Annotated in this window: 25 protein-coding genes and 1 riboswitch; of the genes, 9 read left to right on the top strand and 16 right to left on the bottom strand. The window is 74.2% G+C overall.

Annotated features, from left to right (window positions below; genetic code table 11):
* Positions 1–34: 34 nt before the first annotated feature.
* The gene (locus CELGI_RS08445; RefSeq protein WP_013883704.1) at positions 35–652 is read right to left on the bottom strand and encodes a TetR/AcrR family transcriptional regulator; all 618 of its coding nucleotides are present in this window, start codon (positions 650–652) and stop codon (positions 35–37) included.
* A 106-nt stretch (positions 653–758) separates the two neighbouring features.
* Here CELGI_RS08445 and CELGI_RS08450 point away from each other — a divergent pair, with 106 nt between their 5' ends.
* Positions 759–1,058 carry a hypothetical protein gene (locus CELGI_RS08450; RefSeq protein ID WP_245528075.1) on the top strand — a complete coding sequence of 100 codons (300 nt, stop codon included), beginning with the start codon at positions 759–761 and terminating at the stop codon, positions 1,056–1,058.
* Here CELGI_RS08450 and CELGI_RS08455 read toward each other — a convergent pair.
* The 5 genes from CELGI_RS08455 to CELGI_RS08475 form a co-directional block, all read right to left on the bottom strand.
* Entirely contained in the window at positions 1,042–1,356 is a 315-nt protein-coding gene (locus CELGI_RS08455; RefSeq protein ID WP_013883706.1) for a DMT family transporter, read from the bottom strand. The genes CELGI_RS08450 and CELGI_RS08455 overlap by 17 nt on opposite strands.
* Before the next feature lie 10 nt (positions 1,357–1,366).
* Positions 1,367–1,431: riboswitch (guanidine-III (ykkC-III) riboswitch) on the bottom strand.
* Positions 1,432–1,495: 64 nt separating this feature from the next.
* Positions 1,496–3,070 (bottom strand): esterase/lipase family protein, encoded by a 1,575-nt coding sequence (locus tag CELGI_RS08460; RefSeq protein ID WP_013883707.1) that lies wholly within the window; start codon positions 3,068–3,070, stop codon positions 1,496–1,498.
* 97 nt (positions 3,071–3,167) lie between these two features.
* Positions 3,168–3,968 carry a universal stress protein gene (locus CELGI_RS08465; RefSeq protein ID WP_013883708.1) on the bottom strand — a complete coding sequence of 267 codons (801 nt, stop codon included), beginning with the start codon at positions 3,966–3,968 and terminating at the stop codon, positions 3,168–3,170.
* Positions 3,969–4,053: 85 nt separating this feature from the next.
* Positions 4,054–4,536, bottom strand: a complete 483-nt coding sequence (locus tag CELGI_RS08470) for a YbaK/EbsC family protein (RefSeq protein ID WP_013883709.1) — start codon at positions 4,534–4,536, stop codon at positions 4,054–4,056.
* Positions 4,537–4,663: 127 nt separating this feature from the next.
* Positions 4,664–5,620, bottom strand: coding sequence for a pirin family protein (locus tag CELGI_RS08475; protein ID WP_013883710.1), 957 nt, complete (start codon positions 5,618–5,620; stop codon positions 4,664–4,666).
* A gap of 70 nt (positions 5,621–5,690) precedes the next feature.
* Here CELGI_RS08475 and CELGI_RS08480 point away from each other — a divergent pair, with 70 nt between their 5' ends.
* From CELGI_RS08480 to CELGI_RS08490, 3 genes are read left to right on the top strand one after another with little or no spacing between them, the layout of a single operon-like run.
* Positions 5,691–6,227: an RNA polymerase sigma factor gene (locus CELGI_RS08480; RefSeq protein ID WP_041574158.1), complete on the top strand. Its 537-nt coding sequence runs from the start codon at positions 5,691–5,693 to the stop codon at positions 6,225–6,227.
* Entirely contained in the window at positions 6,224–6,844 is a 621-nt protein-coding gene (locus tag CELGI_RS08485) for a methylated-DNA--[protein]-cysteine S-methyltransferase (protein ID WP_013883712.1), read from the top strand. The genes CELGI_RS08480 and CELGI_RS08485 overlap by 4 nt, the downstream gene beginning before the upstream one ends.
* A gap of 10 nt (positions 6,845–6,854) precedes the next feature.
* The gene (locus tag CELGI_RS08490; RefSeq protein ID WP_013883713.1) at positions 6,855–7,208 is read left to right on the top strand and encodes a DUF2277 domain-containing protein; all 354 of its coding nucleotides are present in this window, start codon (positions 6,855–6,857) and stop codon (positions 7,206–7,208) included.
* A gap of 50 nt (positions 7,209–7,258) precedes the next feature.
* On the opposite strand, the gene CELGI_RS08495 is transcribed toward CELGI_RS08490, so the two are convergent.
* On the bottom strand, positions 7,259–7,564 hold the full coding sequence (locus CELGI_RS08495; protein WP_013883714.1) for a hypothetical protein: 306 nt from the start codon (positions 7,562–7,564) through the stop codon (positions 7,259–7,261).
* The gene (gene mqo, locus CELGI_RS08500) at positions 7,561–9,084 is read right to left on the bottom strand and encodes a malate dehydrogenase (quinone) (protein WP_013883715.1); all 1,524 of its coding nucleotides are present in this window, start codon (positions 9,082–9,084) and stop codon (positions 7,561–7,563) included. Before mqo ends, CELGI_RS08495 begins: the two co-directional genes overlap by 4 nt.
* A gap of 149 nt (positions 9,085–9,233) precedes the next feature.
* Here mqo and CELGI_RS08505 point away from each other — a divergent pair, with 149 nt between their 5' ends.
* Positions 9,234–9,440 carry a hypothetical protein gene (locus tag CELGI_RS08505; protein ID WP_013883716.1) on the top strand — a complete coding sequence of 69 codons (207 nt, stop codon included), beginning with the start codon at positions 9,234–9,236 and terminating at the stop codon, positions 9,438–9,440.
* Positions 9,441–9,522: 82 nt separating this feature from the next.
* Here the strand turns inward: CELGI_RS08505 and CELGI_RS08510 are convergent, their stop codons facing one another.
* The 4 genes from CELGI_RS08510 to ligD (CELGI_RS08525) form a co-directional block, all read right to left on the bottom strand.
* A complete protein-coding gene (locus tag CELGI_RS08510) occupies positions 9,523–10,749 on the bottom strand; it encodes an App1 family protein (RefSeq protein WP_013883717.1) in 1,227 nt (408 codons plus the stop codon).
* Positions 10,746–11,309, bottom strand: a complete 564-nt coding sequence (locus tag CELGI_RS08515; protein ID WP_013883718.1) for a Dps family protein — start codon at positions 11,307–11,309, stop codon at positions 10,746–10,748. Before CELGI_RS08515 ends, CELGI_RS08510 begins: the two co-directional genes overlap by 4 nt.
* 114 nt (positions 11,310–11,423) lie before the next feature.
* Positions 11,424–12,320, bottom strand: coding sequence for a non-homologous end-joining DNA ligase (gene ligD / locus CELGI_RS08520; RefSeq protein WP_013883719.1), 897 nt, complete (start codon positions 12,318–12,320; stop codon positions 11,424–11,426).
* A 7-nt stretch (positions 12,321–12,327) separates the two neighbouring features.
* Positions 12,328–13,251: a non-homologous end-joining DNA ligase gene (gene ligD / locus CELGI_RS08525; RefSeq protein WP_321572181.1), complete on the bottom strand. Its 924-nt coding sequence runs from the start codon at positions 13,249–13,251 to the stop codon at positions 12,328–12,330.
* 114 nt (positions 13,252–13,365) lie between these two features.
* Between ligD (CELGI_RS08525) and ku the strand changes: the two genes are divergently transcribed.
* From ku to CELGI_RS08540, 3 genes are all read left to right on the top strand, one after another.
* A complete protein-coding gene (ku, locus tag CELGI_RS08530) occupies positions 13,366–14,286 on the top strand; it encodes a non-homologous end joining protein Ku (protein WP_013883721.1) in 921 nt (306 codons plus the stop codon).
* A complete protein-coding gene (locus CELGI_RS08535) occupies positions 14,283–15,332 on the top strand; it encodes a PHP domain-containing protein (RefSeq protein ID WP_013883722.1) in 1,050 nt (349 codons plus the stop codon). The genes ku and CELGI_RS08535 overlap by 4 nt, the downstream gene beginning before the upstream one ends.
* 126 nt (positions 15,333–15,458) lie before the next feature.
* Positions 15,459–15,740: an HU family DNA-binding protein gene (locus CELGI_RS08540; protein ID WP_013883723.1), complete on the top strand. Its 282-nt coding sequence runs from the start codon at positions 15,459–15,461 to the stop codon at positions 15,738–15,740.
* Between the two features lie 63 nt (positions 15,741–15,803).
* Here CELGI_RS08540 and CELGI_RS08545 read toward each other — a convergent pair whose 3' ends face one another.
* Positions 15,804–16,298 carry a DUF6328 family protein gene (locus tag CELGI_RS08545; RefSeq protein ID WP_013883724.1) on the bottom strand — a complete coding sequence of 165 codons (495 nt, stop codon included), beginning with the start codon at positions 16,296–16,298 and terminating at the stop codon, positions 15,804–15,806.
* A 99-nt stretch (positions 16,299–16,397) separates the two neighbouring features.
* On the opposite strand from CELGI_RS08545, the gene CELGI_RS08550 reads away from it, so the two are divergent.
* Positions 16,398–17,444: a threonine aldolase family protein gene (locus CELGI_RS08550; protein ID WP_013883725.1), complete on the top strand. Its 1,047-nt coding sequence runs from the start codon at positions 16,398–16,400 to the stop codon at positions 17,442–17,444.
* A gap of 62 nt (positions 17,445–17,506) precedes the next feature.
* On the opposite strand, the gene CELGI_RS08555 is transcribed toward CELGI_RS08550, so the two are convergent.
* The 3 genes from CELGI_RS08555 to CELGI_RS08565 form a co-directional block, all read right to left on the bottom strand.
* Entirely contained in the window at positions 17,507–19,276 is a 1,770-nt protein-coding gene (locus CELGI_RS08555; protein WP_013883726.1) for a cellulase family glycosylhydrolase, read from the bottom strand.
* An 83-nt stretch (positions 19,277–19,359) separates the two neighbouring features.
* Positions 19,360–21,726 (bottom strand): glycoside hydrolase family 6 protein, encoded by a 2,367-nt coding sequence (locus CELGI_RS08560; RefSeq protein ID WP_013883727.1) that lies wholly within the window; start codon positions 21,724–21,726, stop codon positions 19,360–19,362.
* A gap of 165 nt (positions 21,727–21,891) precedes the next feature.
* The gene (locus CELGI_RS08565) at positions 21,892–22,881 is read right to left on the bottom strand and encodes a LacI family DNA-binding transcriptional regulator (protein WP_245528076.1); all 990 of its coding nucleotides are present in this window, start codon (positions 22,879–22,881) and stop codon (positions 21,892–21,894) included.
* Positions 22,882–22,977: the final 96 nt, after the last annotated feature.

Here is a 22,977-nt window from a genome sequence, read left to right on the forward strand (position 1 = left end):
GGCCCCGGTCCGGGGCCACGGCCGAGCGACCCGCTCAGCCGACCATGAGTGAGGCGGAGAACGCCCGGACCGCGGCGGGCATGTCCACGCGCTCCGCCGGCGGCAGGCCCTCCTCGAGCAGCCACTGCACCTGCAACCCGTCCAGCACCGCGACCAGCTGGCGCGCCGCGGTGGCCGGGTCCACGTCGGGGCGCAGCACGCCGCGGTCCCGCAGCTGCTCGAAGTCACGGCGGACCGTGGCCAGCACCTCGGCGTACCGCCGCCGGAAGTAGGCGTGCGCGGGGTGGCCCGCGGACGTCGCCTCGGCCGAGAGCGACACGAACAGCTCGACGATGCCGGGCCGCGCGACGTTGCGCTCCACGACCCGCGCGAACGCCTCCCCGAGCGAGTGACCCGCGTCGAGGTCGGCCTGGAGCGCGATCGAGTCCACCTCGTCCCGACGCGCGAGCACGGCTTCCAGCAGCGCGGCCTTGCTGGGGAAGTGGTGCAGCAGACCCGGGTGCGAGATGCCGACGCGGGACGCGATCTCCCGCAACGACGCGGTCCGGTAGCCGACCTCGCCGAACAGCTGCACCGCCGCCTCGAGGATCTCCTCACGCGTGGCTCGCCCGCGCGCGTAGCCGGTGCTGGCGGGGGGCGCGGCGCTGGACATGGGCCCAGGATGGCACGCGGGAGACCCGTCCCGGGGGGACCTCGGCGTCGGCGTGGCCGGGACCTGGGAACTCGCGTCGAACGTGTGTTCGACGTACGATCGCCGGGTGGCAGCAGCACGACGTGAGGTGGCGAACCGGGAGGCCCCCGCGCAGATCCCCGTGCGCCCGCAGGGCGACTTCCCGGTGATCGTGCGCGTCGTGTGGGACGACGGCACCGAGGAGTGGCGGCCTGCGCGTGCGGTGCGCTGGACGGCCGAGCACGTCATGGTGGCGTGGCGCGACGTGCAGCAGGACCCGCGTTCGGAGCGGTACGAGTGGCTGCGCGCGGGTGACGTGGCGCGGTCCGTGAGCTGGTTCGTCGGACCGCCGCCGCGCACGGTGCCGGCCGTCAGTGCACGATCTTGAGGCCCACCACGCACGCCACGATGCCGAGCAGCAGCAGGATCCGCACGAGGCTCACCGGCTCGGCACCGGTGGCCATCGCCCACGCCACGGTGACGGTCGCGCCGATGCCGACCCACACCGCGTAGGCGGTCCCGAGCGGCAGCGTGCGCATCGCGTAGCCGAGCCCGGCCATGCTCGCGGCGAGCGCGACGACGAACACGACCGACGGACCGATGCGATGCAGCCCCTGCGAGCGTCCGAGCGCCGTGGCCCACACGGCCTCGAGGACACCGGACACGATGAGCACGACCCACGCCATGACGACTCCCGACGTGCCGTCTTGTCGCAGTCCGGGTACGGCACCCTCGTCCGGGAGCCCGGCCCCGGGCTCTGGTCCCAGGCTCTCACCGGAGCCGTGACGCGTCACGCGCGCGGCGGGTGAGGTGCCTCACCCGCGCTCAGCCCTGCCGGTCCAGCGTGGCGCGCCCGTGCACCGCGATGGTCACGGCCGCGGACTCGCCGAGCAGCGCACGCGCGGCCGGGGGCAACGGCACGCGTGAGCGCCACGCGCCGGGTGCGGGGTCGTCGTCGGCGAGCGCCTCGTCGCGCTCGGGGTCGGGCGCCCAGTCCCGGATCGCGCCGCCCAGCTCCGAGCCCCACCGCGCCCACGTGCGCCGCGTGCCGCCGTCCTCCTGGATGTCGACCACCAGCACGTCGGCCCAGTCCTCGGCCTGCTCCAGGTGGTCCAGGAACGACAGCAGACCGCCGCGGCTGCGCAGCGACATGAGCCGCAGCCGCAGCACGTGACGCATGGTCGGCGCACGCGTGCCCGTGCGCGGGTCCGGCGGGCGCGTCGCCGAGGACGACAAATACGTGCGGATCAGCGGCACCGGCGTCGCGGACGCGTCACGCCGGACGGGCCGCTCGACCTGGATCGGGCACAGGTGCGCCGTGCTCTGCTCGTGCAGCACCACGGGCAGGCCGCGGATCGACATCGCCACCTCGAGCTGCCACGCGGTGTCGTCGTCGGGCGTCCCGGGCAGCTCGACGTCCGTCAGGTCGGCGCGCACCTCCAGGTCGCCGAACAGGAAACGGCGGAGGTTCTGGTAGCCCTCCTCGGAGTTGACGATGCCGAACCGCCCCGAGTGGCTGCGGTGCACGTACGCCCGGGGTGCGCCACGCACGTACGCGTTGTCGATCTGCACCAGGCCGTCGCTGCGCGGTCCCACGGCACGCGCCGGCAGGCCCAGGCCCGAGGTGTAGTCGCCCGCGTTCGTGCCGACCAGGCAGAAGAACCGGTCGAGCGGGAAGCCGCCGGCGGGCAGCCGCTGCGCGTCGAACTCCTCGCGCACCGGCACGCGCGTGGGGGACAGGTACTCGCGCATGCGGCGCGGCCCGAAGATGTCGGCGCCCTGCACGCCCAGCAGGTCGCGTGCCTTCTCGAGCAGCCCGAACCCCACCGCGAACTCGATGCCGCCGTGCGGGGTGGCGTACGTGAAGACCCGGTCGACGAAGGCCGCAGCGGCGTCCAGCGTGCCACCGACCGCCTCGTCGTCGGGGATCACCCGCTGCAGCATCCCGCGCACCACCAGGCCGCCCATCGAGTGCGCCACCAGGAACACGCGCGGCGCCCCGGTCTGCCGGCGCACCGCCTGCACCAGGTCGAACAGGCTGGCCGACGCTCGTTCGATCGAGAACGCGTTCGGGTCGCGCGTGAGGTGCGGCGCGAACTCGTCGTAGAACCGGTGCACCCAGATGGTCGCCGCCGGCACGGTGCCCGGCTCCTGGCTGCGCAGGTACGCCTCCTGGTCGCCCCGCACCAGCAGCTGGTACCCGTGGTCGATCATCAGGCGCAGGAGCGGGCTCTCGAACTGGTGGAACGCGGGCCGGTCGGCACCGTCCACCCGGACCTGCACCGATCCCTCGTTGAAGCCGTAGAACGGGTCGTCGACCGCCTTGTCGATGCCCGACGGGCCTCCCGCGTACCCCCGGACGTAGACGACGGGCAGACGCCCGTCACCGTCGTAGGCCATCGCCGCCTCCTCGTCGGCCGCCGGGTGACGGCCCTACGCCGAAGGATGGCGGGACGAACCGGCAGATACCAGACCTGAGCAGGTGCGGGACCCGCGCCTACAGCACCTCGTCCCGCACGACGAGCACGGGGCAGGCCGCACGCGGCGCGACCCGTCGGCCGACCAGCCGGCCGCGCGTGCGCCGCCACCGGTGCGCGCCGACCACCAGCAGGCCCGCGGTCCGCGAGGCCGCCACGAGGCAGGGCACCGGGTCGCCGTCGGCCAGCAGCGTGCGGACCTCGAGGTCCGGATAGGTCTGCGCGAGGGCCGCGGCGACGTCGAGCGCGATGCTCCGGCCCTCGTCGTCCTCTCCCGGGCGGCACGCGTGCAGGACGTGCAGCGCACGCCCGAGCCGCCGCGCCTCGCGGGCGGCCAGCCCCGCGGCGAGCCACGAGCCGGGCGTGCCGTCGACGCCGACCACCACGGGGCCCTCGGGCGCGCGCACCCCGCCGCGGACGAGCGCCACGGGACACCGCGCACGCCAGGACAGGGCCGTGCCGATGGTCAGCACGGCCGCACCGTCGTGCCGTGTGCCCGCGACCAGGAGCTGGGCGTCCGCACTGAACCGCGTGAGCGTCGGCACGGTGGGCCCGTGCAGCAGCACACCCTCCACCCGCAGCCCGGGATGCGCCTCGGCGACCGCGGTGCACGCGGCGCGCAGCTCGCGCAGCAGCGACTCCTCGTCCACCGGGACCGCGGGGACGCCCGCCCACATCCACGGCCCCACCGGGGGCGAGACCACGTGCGCGACGACGAGCCGCGTCTCGCGGCGCACCGCGGCGCCGGCCGCCCACCGCAGCGTCGCAGTGCTGCGGTCGGTGCCGTCCACCGCGACGACCACGGGTCCGTCGATGCGCATCGTCCACCTCACCGGTTGGGCCTGCCACCATCATGCGCGGTGCGGACGCGCGGCAGGGCGCACCAAGGTCCCGGTCGGCAGCGTGTCAGGCGGTGACCGCGTGCACCGCACCGCCGGTCACCCGGACCAGCTCGTCGAAGGTCGTCGGGAAGACCGTGTGCGGCGTGCCACCCGCGGCCCACACGACCGTGAACTCCGCGAGCGTCTCGTCCACCACGGTCTCCACCGGGCTCGGGTGGCCGAGCGGGGCCACACCCCCGATCGCCATGCCCGTGCTCTCCCGGACCTGCTCGGGCGTCGCGCGCTCGATCGAGGAGCGCCCCAGCCGCCGGGCCAGCGCGGCGGTGTCGACCCGGTGCCGCCCGCTGGTCAGCACCAGCAGGGCCTGCCCGTCGCACCAGAACAGCAGGCTGTTGGCGATCTGCCCGACGTGGCAGCCGAGTGCGGTCGCCGCCTCCGCGGCCGTCCGGGCCGAGTCGGGCAGCAGCACCACCTCGCCGCGCACCCCCGCCTCCGCAAGGGCCTGGGCGACGACGCGCGAGCGCGGGGGCAGGTCGGAACCGGTCACGGCGCCATCCTGCCCCAGCCCCACCCGCTCACCCCACCCCCCGACGCCGAACTGGCAGTTATCCGCCAGCTCGGCCGGGGTGCGGCGCCGAGCTGGTAGATAACCGCCAGCTCGGCACGGTGGGGTGTCAGGGGCGGCGGCGGGGGCGTAGGTGGACGTTCGGCAGGTCCGGTGCGGGGATGCGCTCGTCACCGTGCCCGGGCACCACGCCGAACCGATCGGCGCTCGCGGGCGACTCCCAGTCGGCCCGCGCCCGCACGACCTCGGCGTGGTCGCGGCCCACGAAGTTCCACCACATGACCAGGTCGTGCTCGAACGGCTCGCCGCCGATCAGCAGGACGCGCGCGTCGTCGGCTGCCACGAGGTCCACCCCGTCGCGGCCGTCACCCAGGTGCACCAGCGGTCCGGGCCCGGCGAGCAGGCCGTCCACGCGCACCCGACCACCGAGCACCAGGACCGCGTGCTCGAACGACGGCTCGAGCGGCAGCCGCACCCGCGCACCGGCATCGAGCGCCACGTCGGCACCCACCAGGGGAGAGTGCACCACGGCGGGGGAGACGGCGCCGTCCACCTCACCCACCATCACGGTCGCCGCCACGCCCGGCGCTCGCCACACCGGCAGGTCGGTGACCTGCTGGAAGGCCGGCGGACCCGACGCCGCGCCGTCGGGCAGCGCGACCCACAGCTGCACCGCGTGCAGCGGCCCGGGACCGTCGACGGACAGCTCCGAGTGCGCGACGCCGCGCCCCGCGGTCATCAGGTTGAGCTGGCCGGGCTGCACGACCGTGTCGGACCCGAGGCTGTCCCGGTGCCGGATCCGCCCGACGACGGGCCACGTCACGGTCTGCAGGCCGATGTGCGGATGCGGCAGCACCCGCATGTCGACGACCTGCGGGCCGATCTCGTCGAGGAAGCACCACGCACCCACGGTCGGCAGCGCGCGCTGGGGGAGCGTGCGGCGCACCTGCATCCCGCGGATGCCGCCGAGCGGCACCTCGCGGGCCTCGTGGACCGTCATCACCGGGCCGGTCCGCCCGTGGACGGCGCACGGCTGCGGCGCGGGACGCTGCTCGAGGTTCGTCATGGACGCCACTGTCGCACCCGGCGCCGCGGACTCACATCCGTGGCGCACCGGACGTCTGCACACTGTGAGCGTGAAGGAGCCCTTCGAGCGCGTCGTGCAGCGGCACGGCGCCACGGTGCTGCGCGTGTGCCGCGCGGTGGTCGGCCCGCACGACGCGGACGACGCGTGGTCGGAGACGTTCCTGGCGGCCCTGCGCGCGTGGCCGGACCTGCCCGACGACGCCAACGTCGAGGCGTGGCTCGTGACGATCGCGCACCGCAAGGCGATCGACCAGGTGCGTGCGGCGTCACGCCGCGCGGTGCCGCTCGCGGAGCTGCCGGCCGCACCCGTGCCCGACGCGACCGAGGCGCGCGTGCGCGACCTGGACCTGTGGGCCGCGGTGGCCGTGCTCCCCGAGCGGCAGCGGCACGCGGTGGCGCTGCACCACCTCGGCGGGCTGGCCCACGCCGAGGTCGCGGCTCTGCTGGGCGGGACCGCGGCCGCCGCGCGGCGTGCGAGCGCCGACGGCATCGCCACGCTGCGCCGCACGTCGCCCCGCTGGGCGGCGGCCAGCGCGAGCCTGTCCGACGCACCGCCCGCACCACGGTCCGAAGGAGGACGAGCATGACCCCGAGCGACCGCACCGCGCACGTTCCCGACCCGCTCGCGGTGCCGACCGACGACCTGGCCCGCCTGCACGCACGCCTGGCCGCACGCGCGGCCGACGACGGCGTCCTCGACGTCGCGTACCGCACGGTGGACTCACCCGTCGGGCCCCTGCTGCTGGCCGTCACACCCGTGGGGCTGGTACGCGTCGCGTTCGCGGTGCAGGACCACGACGCGGTGCTCACGGACCTCGCGGCGCGCATCAGCCCGCGCGTGCTCGAGGCACCCGCGCGCCTCGACCAGGCCGCGCGCGAGCTCGACGAGTACTTCGCCGGGCACCGCCGCGCGTTCGACGTCCCGGTGGACCTGCGGCTGCTGCACGGCTTCCGCCGCACGGTCGTCGAGCACCTGGCGGCGCTCGGCTACGGCAGCACCGCGAGCTACGCGCAGGTGGCCGCTGCCGCCGGCAGCCCTCGCGCGGTGCGCGCGGTCGGCACCGCGTGCGCGCTCAACCCCGTGCCGGTGGTGCTCCCGTGCCACCGGGTGGTGCGCTCCGACGGCTCGCCGGGCCGGTACGCGGGCGGGGCCGCGGCCAAGGAGCTGCTGCTCGCCCAGGAACGTGCGCACCGCCGCGCGTAGCGTGGCCCCCATGTGCCGGAACATCACCACGCTGCGCGGACTCGAGCCCGCCGCGACCGACCAGGAGATCGAGGCGGCCGCGATCCAGTACGTCCGCAAGGTCACGGGTGTCACGCGCGTGAGCGACGCGACGCGCGAGGCGTTCGACGAGGCCGTGCGGGCCGTCGCCGCCGCGACCGTCCGCGTGCTGGCGGACCTGCCCGAGCGCCGCCAGCCGCCCAGCACCGTCCCGCCGTTGCGTCGCGAGGACGTGCAGGCGCGCATCGCCGCACGCGTGGCGGCACGCGAGGCGCACGAGCGCGCGCACGACGAGGGCCGCGCGCACACGCACGACGAGCACGGCGCCATGGTGACGGCGGACTGACGCCCGCGCGGCGCCGACCGCGGGTCCGGCAGGCGTCCGTCAGGCGCCGATCAGCTCGCCGCCGGCGGCCACGGCACGAGCCGCGGGATGCCGTCGGGCGCGACGGCCGACAGTGCCAGGAACCGTGCCTCCGCGCGGTGCAGCCGGATGTGCTCGTCGAGCGACCACGTCGGGCCGTTGGTGAGCACCATGCCGCACGCGCACTCGATCGTCACACGACCGTCCGCGTCCTGCTCCACCTGGCCCACCGTGGTGTGGTCCGTGAACGCCTGGACCTTGGCGCGTCGCATCTGCGCGCTCACCGCCTCGTCGGCGGTGCTGGGCTCGGGGGCGGGGTCGTGCGGTGCGGAGGTCACGCTGAATGATCGGCCGTGACTGCCTCGTCGACCAAGCGGTCCAGCTCGAAGGACTCGTCCCACGTGCCGCCGCCGAGGCTCGGCATCATCTCCCGCAGCGCGGGGCGCCAGGCCTCCACGCGGTCCGCGAAGCACCGCTCGAGCAGGTCGACCATCGTCGCCACGGCCGTCGAGGCGCCGGGGGAGGCGCCCAGCAGGCCCGCGATCGTCCCGTCGGCCGACGTGACCAGCTCGGTGCCGAACTCGAGCACCCCGCCGCCGCGCACCTTCTTGATGACCTGCACGCGCTGACCCGCGGTGATGAGCTCCCAGTCGCCCGGGCGCGCGGTGGGCATGAACTGGCGCAGCGTGCGGAACCGGTCCTGCGACGACGCCGTGACCTCACCGATGAGGTAGCGCAGCAGGTCCAGGTTGCGCAGGCCCACGGACAGCATCGGCACCAGGTTCCCGGGCCGGATCGAGCGCACGAGGTCCAACCACGAGCCGTGCTTGAGGAACTTCATGCTCCAACCCGCGTACGGGCCGAACATGAGCGCCGTCTGCCCCTCGACCACGCGCGTGTCGAGGTGCGGCACCGACATCGGGGGCGCCCCGATCTCCGCGCGGCCGTAGACCTTGGCGTGGTGCTCGCGCACCACCGCGGGGTTCGTCGTGCGCAGGAACTGCCCGCTGATCGGGAACCCGCCGTACCCCTTGGCCTCGGGGATGCCGGACTTCTGCAGCAGACCCAGTGCGCCGCCGCCCGCGCCGATGAACACGAACCGCGCATCCACGGTGCGGGCGCGGCGACGCCCGTTCCAGCGCCGGTCCCGCACCGTCAGGCGCCACGTGCCGTCGCGTCGCTGCCGCAGCCGCGTCACCTCCGACTCGAGGTGGAGCGTGGCGCCGTGGTCGACCGCGTCCTGCACCATCGCGCGCGTCAGCGCGCCGAAGTCGACGTCGGTGCCACCCGCGGCACGCGTGGCCGCGACCGGCTCCGCGGGGTCGCGGTCCGCCATGAGCAGCGGGGCCCACTGCGCGATCTGGTCCGGGTCGGTCGAGAACTCCAGGTCGGAGAACAGCGGGTGGGCGCGCAGCGCCTCGAACCGGCGGCGCAGGTAGTCCACGCCCTCCTCGCCCCGCACGAACGTCATGTGCGGGGTGGTGGAGACGAACTCGGTCCCGACGGGGAGCCGGCCCTGGCCGGCCAGATGGTGCCACAGCTCACGCGACAGCTCGAACTGCTCGTTGATCGTCACGGCCTTGGTGATGTCGATCGAGCCGTCGGGCCGCTGCGGCGTGTAGTTGAGCTCGCACAGGGCCGCGTGGCCCGTGCCCGCGTTGTTCCAGGGGTTGGAGCTCTCCTGCGCCACGCCGTCGCGGCGCTCGTGGATCTCGATGCGCCACGTGGGCTCGAGCGAGCGCAGCAGGCTCGCGAGCGTCGCGCTCATCACCCCGCCGCCGATCAGGACGACGTCGAGCGGCGCGTCGCGGCCGTCGTCGGTCGCGATGTCCCTGGGGTTCGGGTCCTGGGAAGGCACCGGTCGATCGTAGGTTGATGTCGAGATTGTCGACCGCAAGGGAAATGTGACCTTGGCGACATGTGATGTTCGTCTCGTGCCGGGCCTCGGTCGGCGGTTCGCGGCGGGGACGTGGTGCAGGCGTCACGTCCAGGGGGTAGAACGACACCATGACCCGCGACCGCGACCTCGTGTCCGACCCCTCCGCCGAACGCCTGGCCGACCGCACCCCCGACGCCGCGCTGCTCGCGGCGGCCGACGCCCGCTCGGGCGGCGACCCGGCCCGGGCTCCCCGGTCGCTCACGGCGGCCGAGCTGGTGCCCGACGACGAGCCGGTGGCCAGCAACGACGAGTGGGACGACCCCGCGCGCCTCTGACCGGTCCCGCCGCGCACGGAGCCGACCCCGGCCGTCCACGGCCGGGGTCGCCGTGCGTCAGGTCACGTCAGGCCAGATCAGGTCACGTCAGGTCGACGCCCGCGGCGTGCACGGCCCGCAGCAGCTCGTACCCGTCCTCGCCCTGCAGCACCGCGATCCCGTCGCGCAGCCCGTCGCGCGCCGCGCGGTTCTCCGCGCGCACGGCCTCGTGGGCGGGGGCGGGCAGGCCGTGCGCGAGCACGTGCTCCGCGAACGTGAGCTGGCGGATCAGCACCGCGCGCACGTGGTCGGGGTGCTCGGCGGCGATCGCCGCGTAGATCTGCGGGTCGTGCTGACCGTCGTCGCCCACCAGCACCCACCGGATGTGCGGGAAGTCCTCGATCAGGCGCCGCAGCTGACCGAGCTTGTGCTCACGCCCGCTGCGGAACCACCCCGTGTTCGTCGGGCCCCAGTCGGTCAGGAGCATGGGCCCGGCGGGGTAGCCGAACCGGCGCAGGAACCGCCCGATCGCGGGTGCGGCGTTCCACGCACCCGTGGACAGGTAGACCACGGGGACGCGCTCGTCGCCCGCCGCGAGACGCGCGTACAGCCCCGCCATGCCCGCGACGGGCTCGCGTGCGTTCTCGTGCCGGACGAGCGTGTTCCAGGCCGCGACGAACATGCGCGGCAGGCGCGTGACCAGCACGGTGTCGTCGATGTCGCTGACGATGCCGCCCCGCACCTCGGGATCGACGACGTGCACGGGAGCTACCGCGACCGCGCCCGAGGGAGCGCGCAGCTCGACGTCGTGCCAACCCGGAGCCAGGTCGCTGTCCAGGCGGACGTCGGCGTACCCGCCGCGGTCGGTGCGGATGCGGTGCACCCGCTCACCGACACGCACCTCGAGCTCGGCGCCCGCGACCTGCGCCGTGGCGAACGAGCGCCACCCGCGCAGCGCAGGCGCGGGACGTGCACCGGCCTGTGCGGCCGCACCGGCACCCGGCAGGTCGTCGTCGTGCACCTGCGGGGCCGCCAGCAGCGTCCGGGCGAACACCCGCACCCACCCGGGCCCGCCGTAGCCGGCGTACGGCTCGATGCGCAGCGTCCAGCCCCGCCGGCGCAGCACGGCGGCCACCCGCCGGTCGAACGCGTCCTCGAGCCGCGCCGCGGGGTGCATGCGCGCCGCGCGCTCGCTGGCCCCCGGACGTCCCGCACCCGGGCGGACCGTGCGCAGCACCTCGGCCGCGCGCCCCCGCACCGGGCCGTCGCCCGAGGGCGGAGGCCCGGACGTGGTGTCCGGGCCTCCGCCGCGTTCCGGGGCTGCGTTCACTCGGCCGCCGACGCCTTCTTCGCGGCGCTCTTCTCGGTGTGCGTCGACTGCGTGCTCAGCGAGCCGCCCGACGACTCGAGGTGCGCGCGCACGAACCAGTGGAACAGCTCGAGCTCGTGCAGATGGCCCACCAGCAGGTCGTTGGTGACCGTGTCGAGCTCCTCGACGTCCTCGGCCGCCTTCCGGTGGTCGGTGATCACGCCGACGTAGACGACGTCGAGCGCGCCCAGGTGCTCGGTGGTCAGCGCGCGGCCGATGCTGTAGTCGTCCCACGTGCGGTTCCGGACCAGCGCGCCCGGCGTCCCGACGGGGGCGACGCCGAGAGTCGCGATGCGCTCCGCGATCGCGTCGACCATGGCGCGGACGGCCTCCACCTGGGGGTCGATCATCTCGTGCACCGCGATGAAGTGCGGCCCGACGACGTTCCAGTGGATGTGCTTGAGGGTCAGCGCCAGGTCGTTGAGTGCGTCCAGCCGGGTCTGCAGGATCGCCGCGACCTTCGCACCGTCCTCGGGCGTGAGGGAGGGGACCGTGTACTTCGGGAGGTCCTTGCGCGCCATGCTGCTCAGCTCCTTGTGTCTCGTCGACTGCATCGCCGGTGCACCTCGTGCGCCGACGACGTCAACGCTGCCCCACACCACGCCCGGCCGCCAACGCAGCCGCACGTCCGGGGCTCATCCTGCCTGGTCGTCGAAGGGGTCACCGCGCGTGTCCAACCGCTGCACCACCTCGTCGGGCGTCAGCTGGCGCAGCCCGGGCTCGATCTCCTCCCACCACCGGGGCGCCGCGACGCGCGGTTCGGCGCGGCCCCGCAGCGAGTACGGCGTGATCGTCGTCTTGGCCGGGTGGTTCTGCGACCAGTCCAGCAGGACCTTGCCCGCACGCACGTCCTTGCGGATGACCGCGACGACGAGACCGGGGTGCGCGGCGGCGAGCTGCTGCGCGAGGTCGCGCGCGTACAGCCGGACCTGCGCCGCCGGGCGCCGCCGGGGCAGCGGCGCGTACAGCTGCATCCCCTTGCTCCCGGACGTGACCGGGACCGTCCGCGTCAGCCCGTCCTGGGCGAGCCGGTCGCGCACCAGGTGCGCGACGGCCACGCACTCGTCGAGGCCTGCGCCCACGCCGGGGTCCAGGTCGACCACCAGGCGGTCAGCACCGCGCACCGCACCGCGCCGCGAGACCGTCCACTGCGGCGTGTGGAGCTCGAGCGCGCCCGCGTTCGTCGCCCACACCAGGCCCGGGAGGTCGTCGAGGAACGGCAGGTCCAGCGTGGTGCCCTCGTCACCCTCGTCGTTGCCCGGCGCGGCAGGCAGCTCGCGGTGCCGCAGCCAGTCCGGCGCACCCTTGGGGACGTTCTTCTCGAAGAAGGGCGTGCCGTCCACCCCGCTCGGGAACCGGATGCGGGTCACGGGACGCTCGTGCAGCTGCGCGAGCAGCACGGGGCTGACGCGCACCACGTAGTCGATCAGCTCGGCCTTGGTGGTGCCCGTGGCCGGGTACAGCACCTTGTCCAGGTGCGACACGCGCACGGGCACGCCGCCGACGTCGAGCACCTGACGGTCGGGGCTCATCGTGCGTTCACTCCTGCTCCCACGGGTCGACGGTCGCATCGTCGCGCAGCCCGCGCACGACGGGCTGGCGCAGCCGCCCCTCGCGGCCACGGCCCAGGTAGCGCACGTCGACCACCAGCTCCGGGACGCACCAGTGCGAGCCGCGTGCGTCGACCGCGGGCACCGTGTCCGCGAACGGGCTCGTGTCCCGGGCCAGGCCGAGCGCGCTGGTGCGCAGGCGCGTCGCGAGAGGGCCGGACACGCCGCTGCCCGCGCGCCCCAGGAACCGCAGCGCACCGTCGCGGTCCGGCGCGCCCAGCAGCAGCGCGCCCAGCCGCCCGGACCCGCCCTGCTCGGGCCGCCAGCCCGCGACGTAGGCGGTCCGGGTCCGGCGGTGCGCCGCCTTGACCCAGTCGCCCGAGCGCGCCCCGGGCCGGTAGGGCGAGGCACGGCGCTTGGCGACGACACCCTCGAGGCCGTGCGCGCGCGTCACGTCCCACAGGCCGTCGCCGTCGTCGTGCACCGGGGACAGCAGCACGTGCTCGGGCAGGTCGAGCGCCTCGAGCAGCCGGCGACGCTCGTCGTAGGGGCGCTCGACGACGTCGGCACCCGCGACGCGCAGCACGTCGAACACCATGAACGTGACCGGCCGCACGCGCGCGAGCTCGGCGGCACGGCGCGGGTCGCGCACGTGCATGCGGTCGGCGATCGCCGCGAACGACGGCACGCCGCCCTCGAGCGCGACCACCTCGCCGTCCAGCAGCACGTCCGGCAGGTGCGCGAGGCCCGCGAGCTCGGGGTACGCGGGCGTCACAGGGCGTCCCGTGCGGCTGAGCAGACGCACCAGCCCGCCCTCGACCTCCGCGAGCACCCGGACCCCGTCCCACTTCACCTCGAACGCCCACGCGGCACCGCGTGGCAGCACGCCCGAGGGCGCAGGGGTGGCGAGCATGGGCTGCACGGGTCCATCCTGCCCACAAGCAGGTCGCACGGCAGGTCACGGGCCGTGCACGCAGCGCGCCCCCGGTGGGCCGCGGCGCACCGACGCACCACCGAGGAGAGGCACATGCGGGCGATCTGGAAGGGCGCGGTCGCGTTCGGCCTCGTCAACGTGCCCGTACGGCTGTACGCCGCGACGGGTGAGCACGAGGTCACGCTGCACCAGGTGCACGCGGCGGACGGCGGGCGCATCCGCTACCGCAAGGTCTGCAGCGTGGACGGCGAGCCCGTGACCATGGACGAGATCGCCAAGGGCTACGAGACCGCGGACGGCGAGCTGGTGGTCCTCACCGACGACGACTTCAAGCGCCTGCCGCTGGCCACCGAGCGCGAGATCGAGGTGCTCGAGTTCGTGCCGGCCGAGCAGGTCGACCCGATCCTGCTGGGCAAGACGTACTACCTCGAGCCGGACAAGACCGCCGCCAAGCCGTACGCGCTGCTGCGCGGTGCGCTCGAGGACGCCGACCGGATGGCGGTGGTCAAGGTCGCGCTGCGCCAGCGCGAGTCCATGGCCGTGCTGCGCGTCCGCGGCAAGGTGATCTGCCTGCAGACGCTCCTGTGGCCCGACGAGGTGCGCGCGGCCGACTTCCCGATCCTCGACGCCGACGTCACCGTCAAGCCCGCCGAGCTCGCCATGGCCAGCTCCCTGGTCGACTCGCTCGCGGCCGACTTCGACCCCTCGCAGTTCGAGGACAGGTACGACGCCGCGCTGACCGAGCTCATCGAGGCCAAGGTCTCCTCGGGTGACACGCAGTCGCTCCCGCAGCCGCCCACGCAGGACGGCGGGGGCGGGGGAGGCGAGGTCGTCGACCTGCTCGCCGCGCTGCAGCGCAGCGTCGAGAAGGCGCGCACCTCACGCGGCGCGAGCGCGCCCGAGCCCGCACCCGCCGCCAAGAAGCCCGCGTCCCGCAAGAAGGCGGCAGCGGCCTCCGACGACGACGCGCCCAAGCCGACCCGCGCCAAGAAGGCCAAGGCCAAGGCGTCGTGACCGCCGCGGAGCGGCGCGACGACGCCGTCGCGGCCCTGCGGCGCATCGCGTTCCTGCTCGAACGGGCCCAGGCCACGTCCTACCGCAGCGAGGCGTTCCGCACCGCCGCGAACGTCGTCGAGCAGCAGGAGCCCGCGCGGGTCGCCGCACTCGTGGCGGCGGGCGGTCTCACCGAGCTCACGGGTGTCGGCGCCCGCACCGCCGGGGTCGTCGAGCTCGTGTGGCGCGGGCGCGACGTGCCGTACCTCGTCGAGCTCGAGACGACCCTCGCGCAGCAGACGGCCGCCGACGCCGCACAGACCACCGCCGCGGCCCGGGCGCTGCGGGACGCGCTGCGCGGCGACCTGCACGCGCACACCGACGCGAGCGACGGCGGCACACCCGTGCAGGAGATGCTGCTCGCAGCGATCGAGATCGGGCACGAGTACCTGGCGGTCACCGACCACTCGCCGCGGCTCACCGTCGCGCACGGCCTGTCGCCGGCCCGGCTGCGGGCGCAGGTCGAGCAGCTGACCGCGCTCGGCCAGGCGGTCGCACCGTTCCGCGTGCTCACCGGGATCGAGGTCGACATCCTGGCCGACGGCACGCTCGACCAGGAGCCCGCGCTGCTGGACCGGCTCGACGTCGTGGTCGCGTCGGTCCACTCCCAGCTGCGCATGGACCGCGCCGCGATGACCCGCCGGATGCTCACCGCGATCCGTGACCCGCGCACGGACGTCCTGGGGCACTGCACCGGCCGGCGCGTCCTGGGCAAGCAGCGCCCGCAGAGCGAGTTCGACGCCGAGGCTGTGTTCGCGGCGTGCGCCGAGCACGGCGTGGCGGTCGAGATCAACTGCCGTCCGGACCGGCTGGACCCGCCCGACGACCTGCTCGCGCTCGCGGCGGACGCAGGGTGCGACTTCGCGATCGACACCGACGCGCACGCACCAGGACAGCTCGACTGGCAGGCCGAGGGATGCCGCCGAGCCGCCCGGCACGGCATCGACGCGGACCGCGTGATCAACGCGTGGCCCGTCGAACGGCTCCTGGGACGCACGCGTGGGTGATGTTCGCGCGTGACGAACACCGCACGTCACCGCCCCCGAGGTGCACACGCGGCGGGCTCCGCGGGGTTAGGGTCGCGCGTGCGGCTCGCTGGTCCGGGGTCGCGCACGAACCAGACAGGAGCACCAGTGAGCCTCAACCGCACCGAGTTCGTCCAGGCCGTCGCCGCGCAGGCCGGTCTGTCCGCCGCCGACACCGACAAGGCGCTGCGCGCCTTCCAGGACGTCCTGGTCGAGCAGCTCGCCGCCGGCGAGACCGTGACGATCCCCGGATTCCTCGCGGTGGGACGTGCCGAGCGCGCCGCGCGCACCGGCATCAACCCCCAGACCGGCGAGAAGCTCGAGATCCCGGCCGGCTACCGCGTCAAGCTGACCGCGGGCAGCACGCTCAAGCGCGCCGTCCAGGGCTGATCCGCCCGACGTCCACCGAGGGCCCGGACCGCCGCCACGCGCGGTGTCCGGGCCCTCGGCGCGTCACCGGTCGCGGTCGCTCCGTGCGCGCAGGACGTGCGGCACCAACCACCAGCACGCGGCGAGCACGACGAGCGAGCCCGCTCCGACGACGAGCCCCGCCGTCCGGTCGAGCACGACGTCGAACACGAACGACGCGCTCCCGGCGAGCGTCAGCCCCAGCACCGTGAGCCCCAGGCGCGCCAGCACGTTGCCGGCATCCACCAGCTCGGGCTTCATGCGCTTGCGGAACAGGACGCGGTGCAGGGCCACGGGGGCCACGATCAAGGCCGTGGCGAGGACCGCCAGGAGCACCAGGACCAGGTAGAGGTCGCGCTGGTAGGCGTCCAGGTCGCCGAACCGCTGCTGGAACGGGATGGTCAGCAGGAAGCCGGTGAGGATCTGCGCGCCGGTCTGCGTGACCCGCAGCTCCTGCAGCAGCTCGTCCCAGTTGCGGTCCATCCGCTCGGTGTACGTCTCGCGCCGGTCGTCGTCGGCGCTCTCGTCGTGCTCGGGCACGGGTCCTCCTTCGGCTCGCCAGGATCATCGCCCACCGCACGCGGGCACGCGCGACGAGCGCAGGCCGTCAGGCCGCCGCGAGCGGGGGAGACTGGTGCCGTGATCCCGCTCCACGACACCGCGCACCGCGACTTCGCCTCCGACAACTACGCGGGGGCGCACCCCGAGGTCCTCGCGGCTCTCGCTGCGGCCAACGGCGGCCACCAGACCGCCTACGGCGGCGACGCGTGGACCGAGCGGCTGCAGGAGGTGGTGCGCGGTCACCTGGGCGAGCGCGCGCTGACGTTCCCGGTGTTCAACGGCACCGGCGCGAACGTGCTGAGCCTGCAGTCCGTGCTCCCGCCGTGGGGTGCCGTGATCTGCTCGTCGGACGCGCACATCCACACCGACGAGAACGGCGCCCCCGAGCGGGTCGCGGGCATCAAGCTGCTGCCCGTCCCGACGCCGGACGGCAAGCTGACCCCGGAGCTCGTCGACCGCGAGGCCTGGGGGTTCGGCGACGAGCACCGCGCGCAGCCCGGCGTCGTGTCGCTGACCGAGTCCACCGAGGTCGGCACGGTGTACACACCGGCCGAGATCCGCGCGATCGCCGACCACGCGCACGCGCTCGGCCTGCGCGTCCACATGGACGGTGCGCGCATCGCCAACGCCGCGGCGTCGCTGGGCGTCCCGCTCCGGGCGCTGACGACCGACGCGGGGGTCGACGTCCTGTCGCTCGGCGGGACCAAGAACGGCCTGCTGTTCGCCGAGGCGGTCGTCGTGCTCGACCCCGACGCCGCGCCCGGCCTGCCGTACCTGCGGAAGATGGACATGCAGCTCGCGTCGAAGATGCGCTTCCTGTCCGCGCAGCTCGTCGCGCTCCTCGACGGCGACCTGTGGCTCCGCTCGGCCACGCATGCGAACGCGATGGCCGCGCGGCTGGCCGACGGGCTGCGAGCCGCGGGGGTCGAGCTGCTGCACCCGCCGCAGGCGAACGGGGTCTTCGCCCGGCTCACGCCCGAGGTCGCCGCGGACCTGCGCACGCGCTGGCGGTTCTACGACTGGGCGCACGGCACCGTGCGGCTCATGTGCGCGTTCGACACCACGCCGCAGGACGTCGACGACCTGCTCGTCGCCACGCGTGAGGCGCTCGCCGCGCACCGCTGACGTGGTCGGCGCCGGTGGCGGGGGGCTGGTCCGCCCGCCACCGGCGCCCGTCTGTGCCGCCGTCAGGCGACGGTGCAGGCCGTGCCGTCGAGCGTGTACGCGCCCGGCGCCGCGGTGGACCCGCCGTGCGTGCCGTTGAAGCCCACGGCGACGGACGCACCCGGTGCGAGCGTCGCGTTCCACGCCACCGGGGTGGCCGTCACGCGCGATCCCGTCTGGGACCAGGTCGCGCTCCAGCCCTGGCCCAGCTGCTGTCCGGCGGGCAGGTCGAACGCGAGCGTCCAGCCCGTCAGCGCCGTCGTGCCCGTGTTGGTGAGCGTGAGGTTCACGGACATCCCCGTGCTCCACGCGCTGCCCTGGTAGGTCACGCGGCATGCGCCGGCGGGCGGTGTGGTGGGCGTCGGCGTACCCGTGGGCGTGGTCGTCGGGGTGGATGTCGGCGTGGACGTCGGGGTCGGCGTGGCAGTCGGCGTGGGGGTCGGGGGCGTCGTCGGCCCGCCGGTCAGCTCGCCGAGCGACTTGCCGGTCGTGCTGCCCGGGCCGCCCAGCCGGACCTGGTGGTCGAGGCTGACGAACTTGCCCCCGTCCTGCCACAGCGCGGGCTTGAGCATCGCGAGCTTGGCGGCGTCCCACGTCGCCCAGTCGTCGAGCAGGAGCCCGCCGGTGTCACCCGAGTTGGGGTTGAGCACCCAGAACGTGTGCGCGATCCGGTTCTCGATCATGGTGTCGCGCAGCGCGATCATCCAGCGGTCCTGCCGCTCGTCCTGACCCAGCCGCCCGCCCCACTCGCCGACCAGCAGCGGCGCGATGCCCTCCTTGTGGATGTACAGCCAGTTCGGGTCCCACACGTCGGCCGTGAGCGTGTCCTTGGTGAACGGCTTGGTGAACCACGGCTGCTCGAACACGAGCGGCCCGTAGTCGTGCGGCGAGTACACCAGCTGGTCCTGGTGCGCCCCGAGGTCGACGGGGTGGTCCCGCACCCCCCGCAGGTTGCCGCCCCACCACGTGTTGTGGAACTGCTTGGTGTTGGTCGACGTCCAGGGCACGCCGTCCATCGGGTAGGTCTCGACGCCCTCGCACAGGATGAGCACGTGCGGGTTGATCGCCAGGATCCGGCGGCCCGCCACCTGGCACGTGTTCTTGAAGTTGTCCTGGTCGGTGCTCGAGTCCCACTTGGCGCGCGGCGACGAGTTCGCGGTCCCGTGGGGCTCGTTCTTGATGTCCATCGCGACGATGGTGTCGTTGGTCTTGTACCGGTCGGTGACCCACTCCCACGCGGAGTAGAAGTCCTCGACGGTGATGGTGCCCTTCCACCACACCGGCTGCACGTGTCCCGCGTTGTCCGCCTCGGCGCTGTGCACGTCGAGCATGACCTTGAGGCCGTACTTCTCCGCGTACGCCAGGAACTGGTCGAACACCTGCAACGTGGTCTTGCCCTCGAGGTCCGGGTTCGCCCACGTGTTGACGCCCGACGAGACCTTCGCCTGACCGTTCTTCCACTCGAGCAGCAGCTGCGTGGAGATGGGGACGCGCACGATGTTCATGCCGTTCTCGGCGATCTGGCGCGTGACGTCCTCGAGCTTGGCGGACCACAGGCCGTGGAACACGCGCTCGGTCGCGTTGAAGCCGAACCAGTTGACGCCGGTCAGCCACACGGGCGTGCCGGCCTCGTCGACGATCGTGCTGCCCTGGACGTGCAGCCAGTCGCTGGCCGGTGCGCCCTGGGCGGGAGCGGCGGCGACCGCGAGCGGGGTGGCGATGGCGGCCGCGGCGGCGAGCGCGCCGAGCGCGCGGCGTGCGCGGACGCCGTGGGGAGGGTGTGGTGCGGACACGGTGCTCCTCGTTGGTGCTGGGCCGCGGTGCGGCGGGGACGCCGCGGGCGGCCGTGCCGGAGCACGACCGCCCGCGGTCGAGGTCACGCGACGGTGCAGGAGGCCCCGTTGAGCGTGAAGGAGGTCGGGGCCGTGTTGGTCCCGGAGTGCGACGCGTTGAAGCCGATGTCGGTCGACGCGCCGGGCGCGAGCGTGCCGTTCCACGGCGCGTTCGTGGCCGTCACCGCGGAGCCGGACTGCGACCAGGTCGCACTCCAACCCTGCGAGATCTGCTGACCGCTCGGGAACGTGAACTTCAGCGTCCAGCCGCTGATCGCCGACGACCCGGTGTTGGTCACCTTGACGTTGGCCGACAGGCCCGTGTTCCACCCGCTGGCCTGGTAGGTCACCTTGCAGGAGGCACCCGGCTCGGTCGTCGGGGTCGGGGTCACGATCACGTCGGTCTGCGTGCGGGCGTTGACCGCGGCCGACGAGGCCGAGACGTTGCCCGCGACGTCCTTGGCGCGCACCGTGAACGAGTACGCCGTGTCGGGCGACAGGCCCGTCGCGGTGAAGCTCGTCGTGGTGGGCGAGCCGATCAGCGTGGTGCCGCGGTACACGTCGTACCCCGCCACGCCCGAGCCGCCCGCGTTGTCCGTCGAGGCGTTCCACGACAGCGCGATGCTCGTCGTCGTGGTGGTGCCGGCGGCCAGGCCGGTCGGCACCGACGGGGCGACCGTGTCGGTCGGGGTCGTGCCGGGCAGCGTCGTGGCCGACGCCGCGCTCGACGCGGCGGACACGTTGCCCGCGACGTCCTTGGCGCGCACCGTGAACGAGTACGCCGTGTCGGGCGACAGGCCCGTGGCGGTGAAGCTCGTCGTGGTGGGCGAGCCGATCAGCGTGGTGCCGCGGTACACGTCGTACCCCGCCACGCCCGAGCCGCCCGCGTTGTCCGTGGACGCGGTCCACGACAGCGCGACGCTCGAGCTCGTGACCGCACCGACCGTCAGGCCCGCGGGCACCGACGGGGCGACGGTGTCGACCGGGGGAGGCGTGGTGCCACCGTTGATCACGGGGTAGGCGTTCTTGACCAGCGTGACGAACTGGTCCTCGAACCACTGGCCCGCGAGCGGGGCGTTCGGCGTCGCGCCCGTGAGCTGGTTGGACAGCTTGGGCGAGACGAACGTCGGGTCGCACATGCGGTCGAACCGCTTGCCCTGGTCGTTCGGGATGTCGGTGGACGCACCGTCGGACTCGCCCGGGGGCTTGATCCAGACGAACGCGTCGAGGTGCGACGCGGCGTAACCGGACGGCGACGCCTTCGGCAGTTCACCGATGCCCGCACCCAGCGGGTTGCACCACGCGCCACGGTGCACGCGCCGGTCCACGCGGGACTCGTTCACGTACGTGTTGAGATCGGTGCTGGTCGAGACGGCCGTGGGCCGGTTCGGGCCGCCCCAGCCGTTGCGCGACGTGTCGATGAGCATGCCGAGCGTCGTCGGGAAGCCCTCGGCCACCAGGAGACGGTGCATGTGCGCCGCGAAGTCGACCTCGTCGAAGTCGAAGTTCCACTCGTAGAAGCTGCTCGAGCGGATGGGGTTGCCACCGCCCAACGTCTTGGTCGGGTCGGGCAGGAACGGCTCCTCGAGCGGCGTGGTGTTCGCGACGTCGGAGACGAAGCCGTCGATCGAGGCGAAGCCCGCCTGCGTGGAGCGCGCGACCTCGGCGAAGGTCTTGGCGGCGGGGCCTGCGTTGGAGTCCCAGCCGAGCCAGCCGGAGTGGCCGATGTCGATGTAGTTGTAGACGTTGCCCACGGCGTGCAGCTTGTCCAGCGCGTACTTGACGCCCGCGCGGTAGTACGGCGCCGCCTGCTGGCACTCGGGCTGGCTCATGTTGGTCGTGAGGTTCGGCAGCGAGTCGGGCTCGATGGTCGCGGCGATGCGTAGGTCGGCGTACTTCGAGTCCGAGAGCAGCGCGGCGATCGGGTCGATGTACTCGCTCTGGTAGCGCGCGAGCCCGGCATCCGTGGCGGGCAGCTCACCGTTCGAGGCCAGCGCGTAGCAGTCGCGGCCGGGCAGGTCGTAGATGACCAGGTTGAAGACCAGCGGGACACCGGCGGCCTGCTGCTGCGCGACGGCGTTGTCCAGGTGGAACTTCAGGCCCTTGCCGTCGGCGTTGCCCGTGATCGCGCTGATGCGGTCCATCCAGACCGCGGTCGGCTGCTGCGAGACGGTCATCATCTTGGCGGCGAGCGACGCGTCGCTCTGACGCGCGGCCGACGCCTTGACGGCCGCCGACCAGGTCGGGTTCACGTACTGGACGGCACCCGCGTACGGGTTGTCGACGCGCGTGGCGGCCTGCGCGCCGGTGGAGAGCGCGGCGGCCAGCGGGATGGCTGCGAGGGTGGCTGTCGCGGCGGCGGCGACGGCGCGACGCCGGCGGGCGCCGGCGTGGGGTCCGTGTCGGGACACGTGGGTCCTCCGAGGGATCGAGCGGCACGCCCGCGACGACGCTGTGCGGGCGAGGGCCGCCCCGGGATGTCGTCGGCGACCACGGCCCACCCGACCATGCACGCGATCCCGGGGGCAGCGGGCGAATCGATTAGGGCCCGCACGCCCGTCCCGGGACCGGTGCCGTCAGCGTGCGTGCGGTGCGGTGGAACCGCGCACCGCGAGCGCGCCCACCCGCAGCGGGACCCGCACGGGTGCGTCCTCCGGACCGCCGTCGAGCGCCCCACAGACCGCCTCGGCGAGCGCGGTCCCGAGGTCCGGGCCCAACGCGGGCAGGCTCGTCACGGCCGGCGTCGCGAGCCGGCAGAGCACGCTGTCGGCCCCCGCCACCACCGACAGGTCCCAGGGCAGCACCAGGCCGGTCCGGCGCGCGACGTCGAGCGCGGCGAGCGCGGCGACGTCGGTCTCCAGGACGATCGCGGTCGGGGGCGCGTCGGCCGTCAGCAGGCGTCGCGCTGCGGCCGCGGCGCCCTCGGGAGTCCCGTCGGTCGTCGCGACCTCGAACTGCGCCCCACCTGCGGCCAGACCGAGCCGCAGGGCGTGCTCGTACGCCTGCGACCGCACCCAGTCCGCGGGGCCCGTGACGGCCGCGACGCGCGTGTGGCCGAGGTCCACCAGGTAGCGCGCGACCCGGCCGTACGCCTCGGCGTCGTCGACCTCGACCGCCGCCAGGTGCGGTGCCACGTCCGGCGGTCCCACCACCACCGCGCGCAGCCGCGCCGCCTGGACCGCGGCGAGGCGACGGTCGTCGACCCGCACGTTGGGCACGACGACGGCCTCGCACCGCCGTTCGGCACCCCAGCGCAGGTACAGCTCGGCCGCCTCGGCGTCGTCCTCGACCACGCGCAGGTCCACCGAGAGGCCCCGCTGCGACAGCGCGCGCTGCAGCGTCGCGACCACGTCGAGCACCGGAGCGCCGTGCAACGTCTCGCCGGCGACGAGCGCGAGACCCACCGCCTGCGCGCCCGCACGCATCGACCGGGCGGCGGGGTTGGGGCGCCAGCCGAGCTCGTCGGCGACGCGCAGGACACGTTCCCGGGTCGCGCCCGACACACCACGCCGGTCGTTCAGCGCGTAGGACACGACGGCTGTCGAGACCCCCGCCGCCCGTGCCACGTCGGCGATCGTCGGTCGTCGGCCCGCGCTGGGGGCTGCCTGAGTTGCCACGATCGCCTATTCTTTCGCCCGATGCGTCCGGAACGCATCATCTCG

The organism is Cellulomonas gilvus ATCC 13127 (assembly GCF_000218545.1).
In the GTDB taxonomy this organism is placed as follows: domain Bacteria; phylum Actinomycetota; class Actinomycetes; order Actinomycetales; family Cellulomonadaceae; genus Cellulomonas; species Cellulomonas gilvus.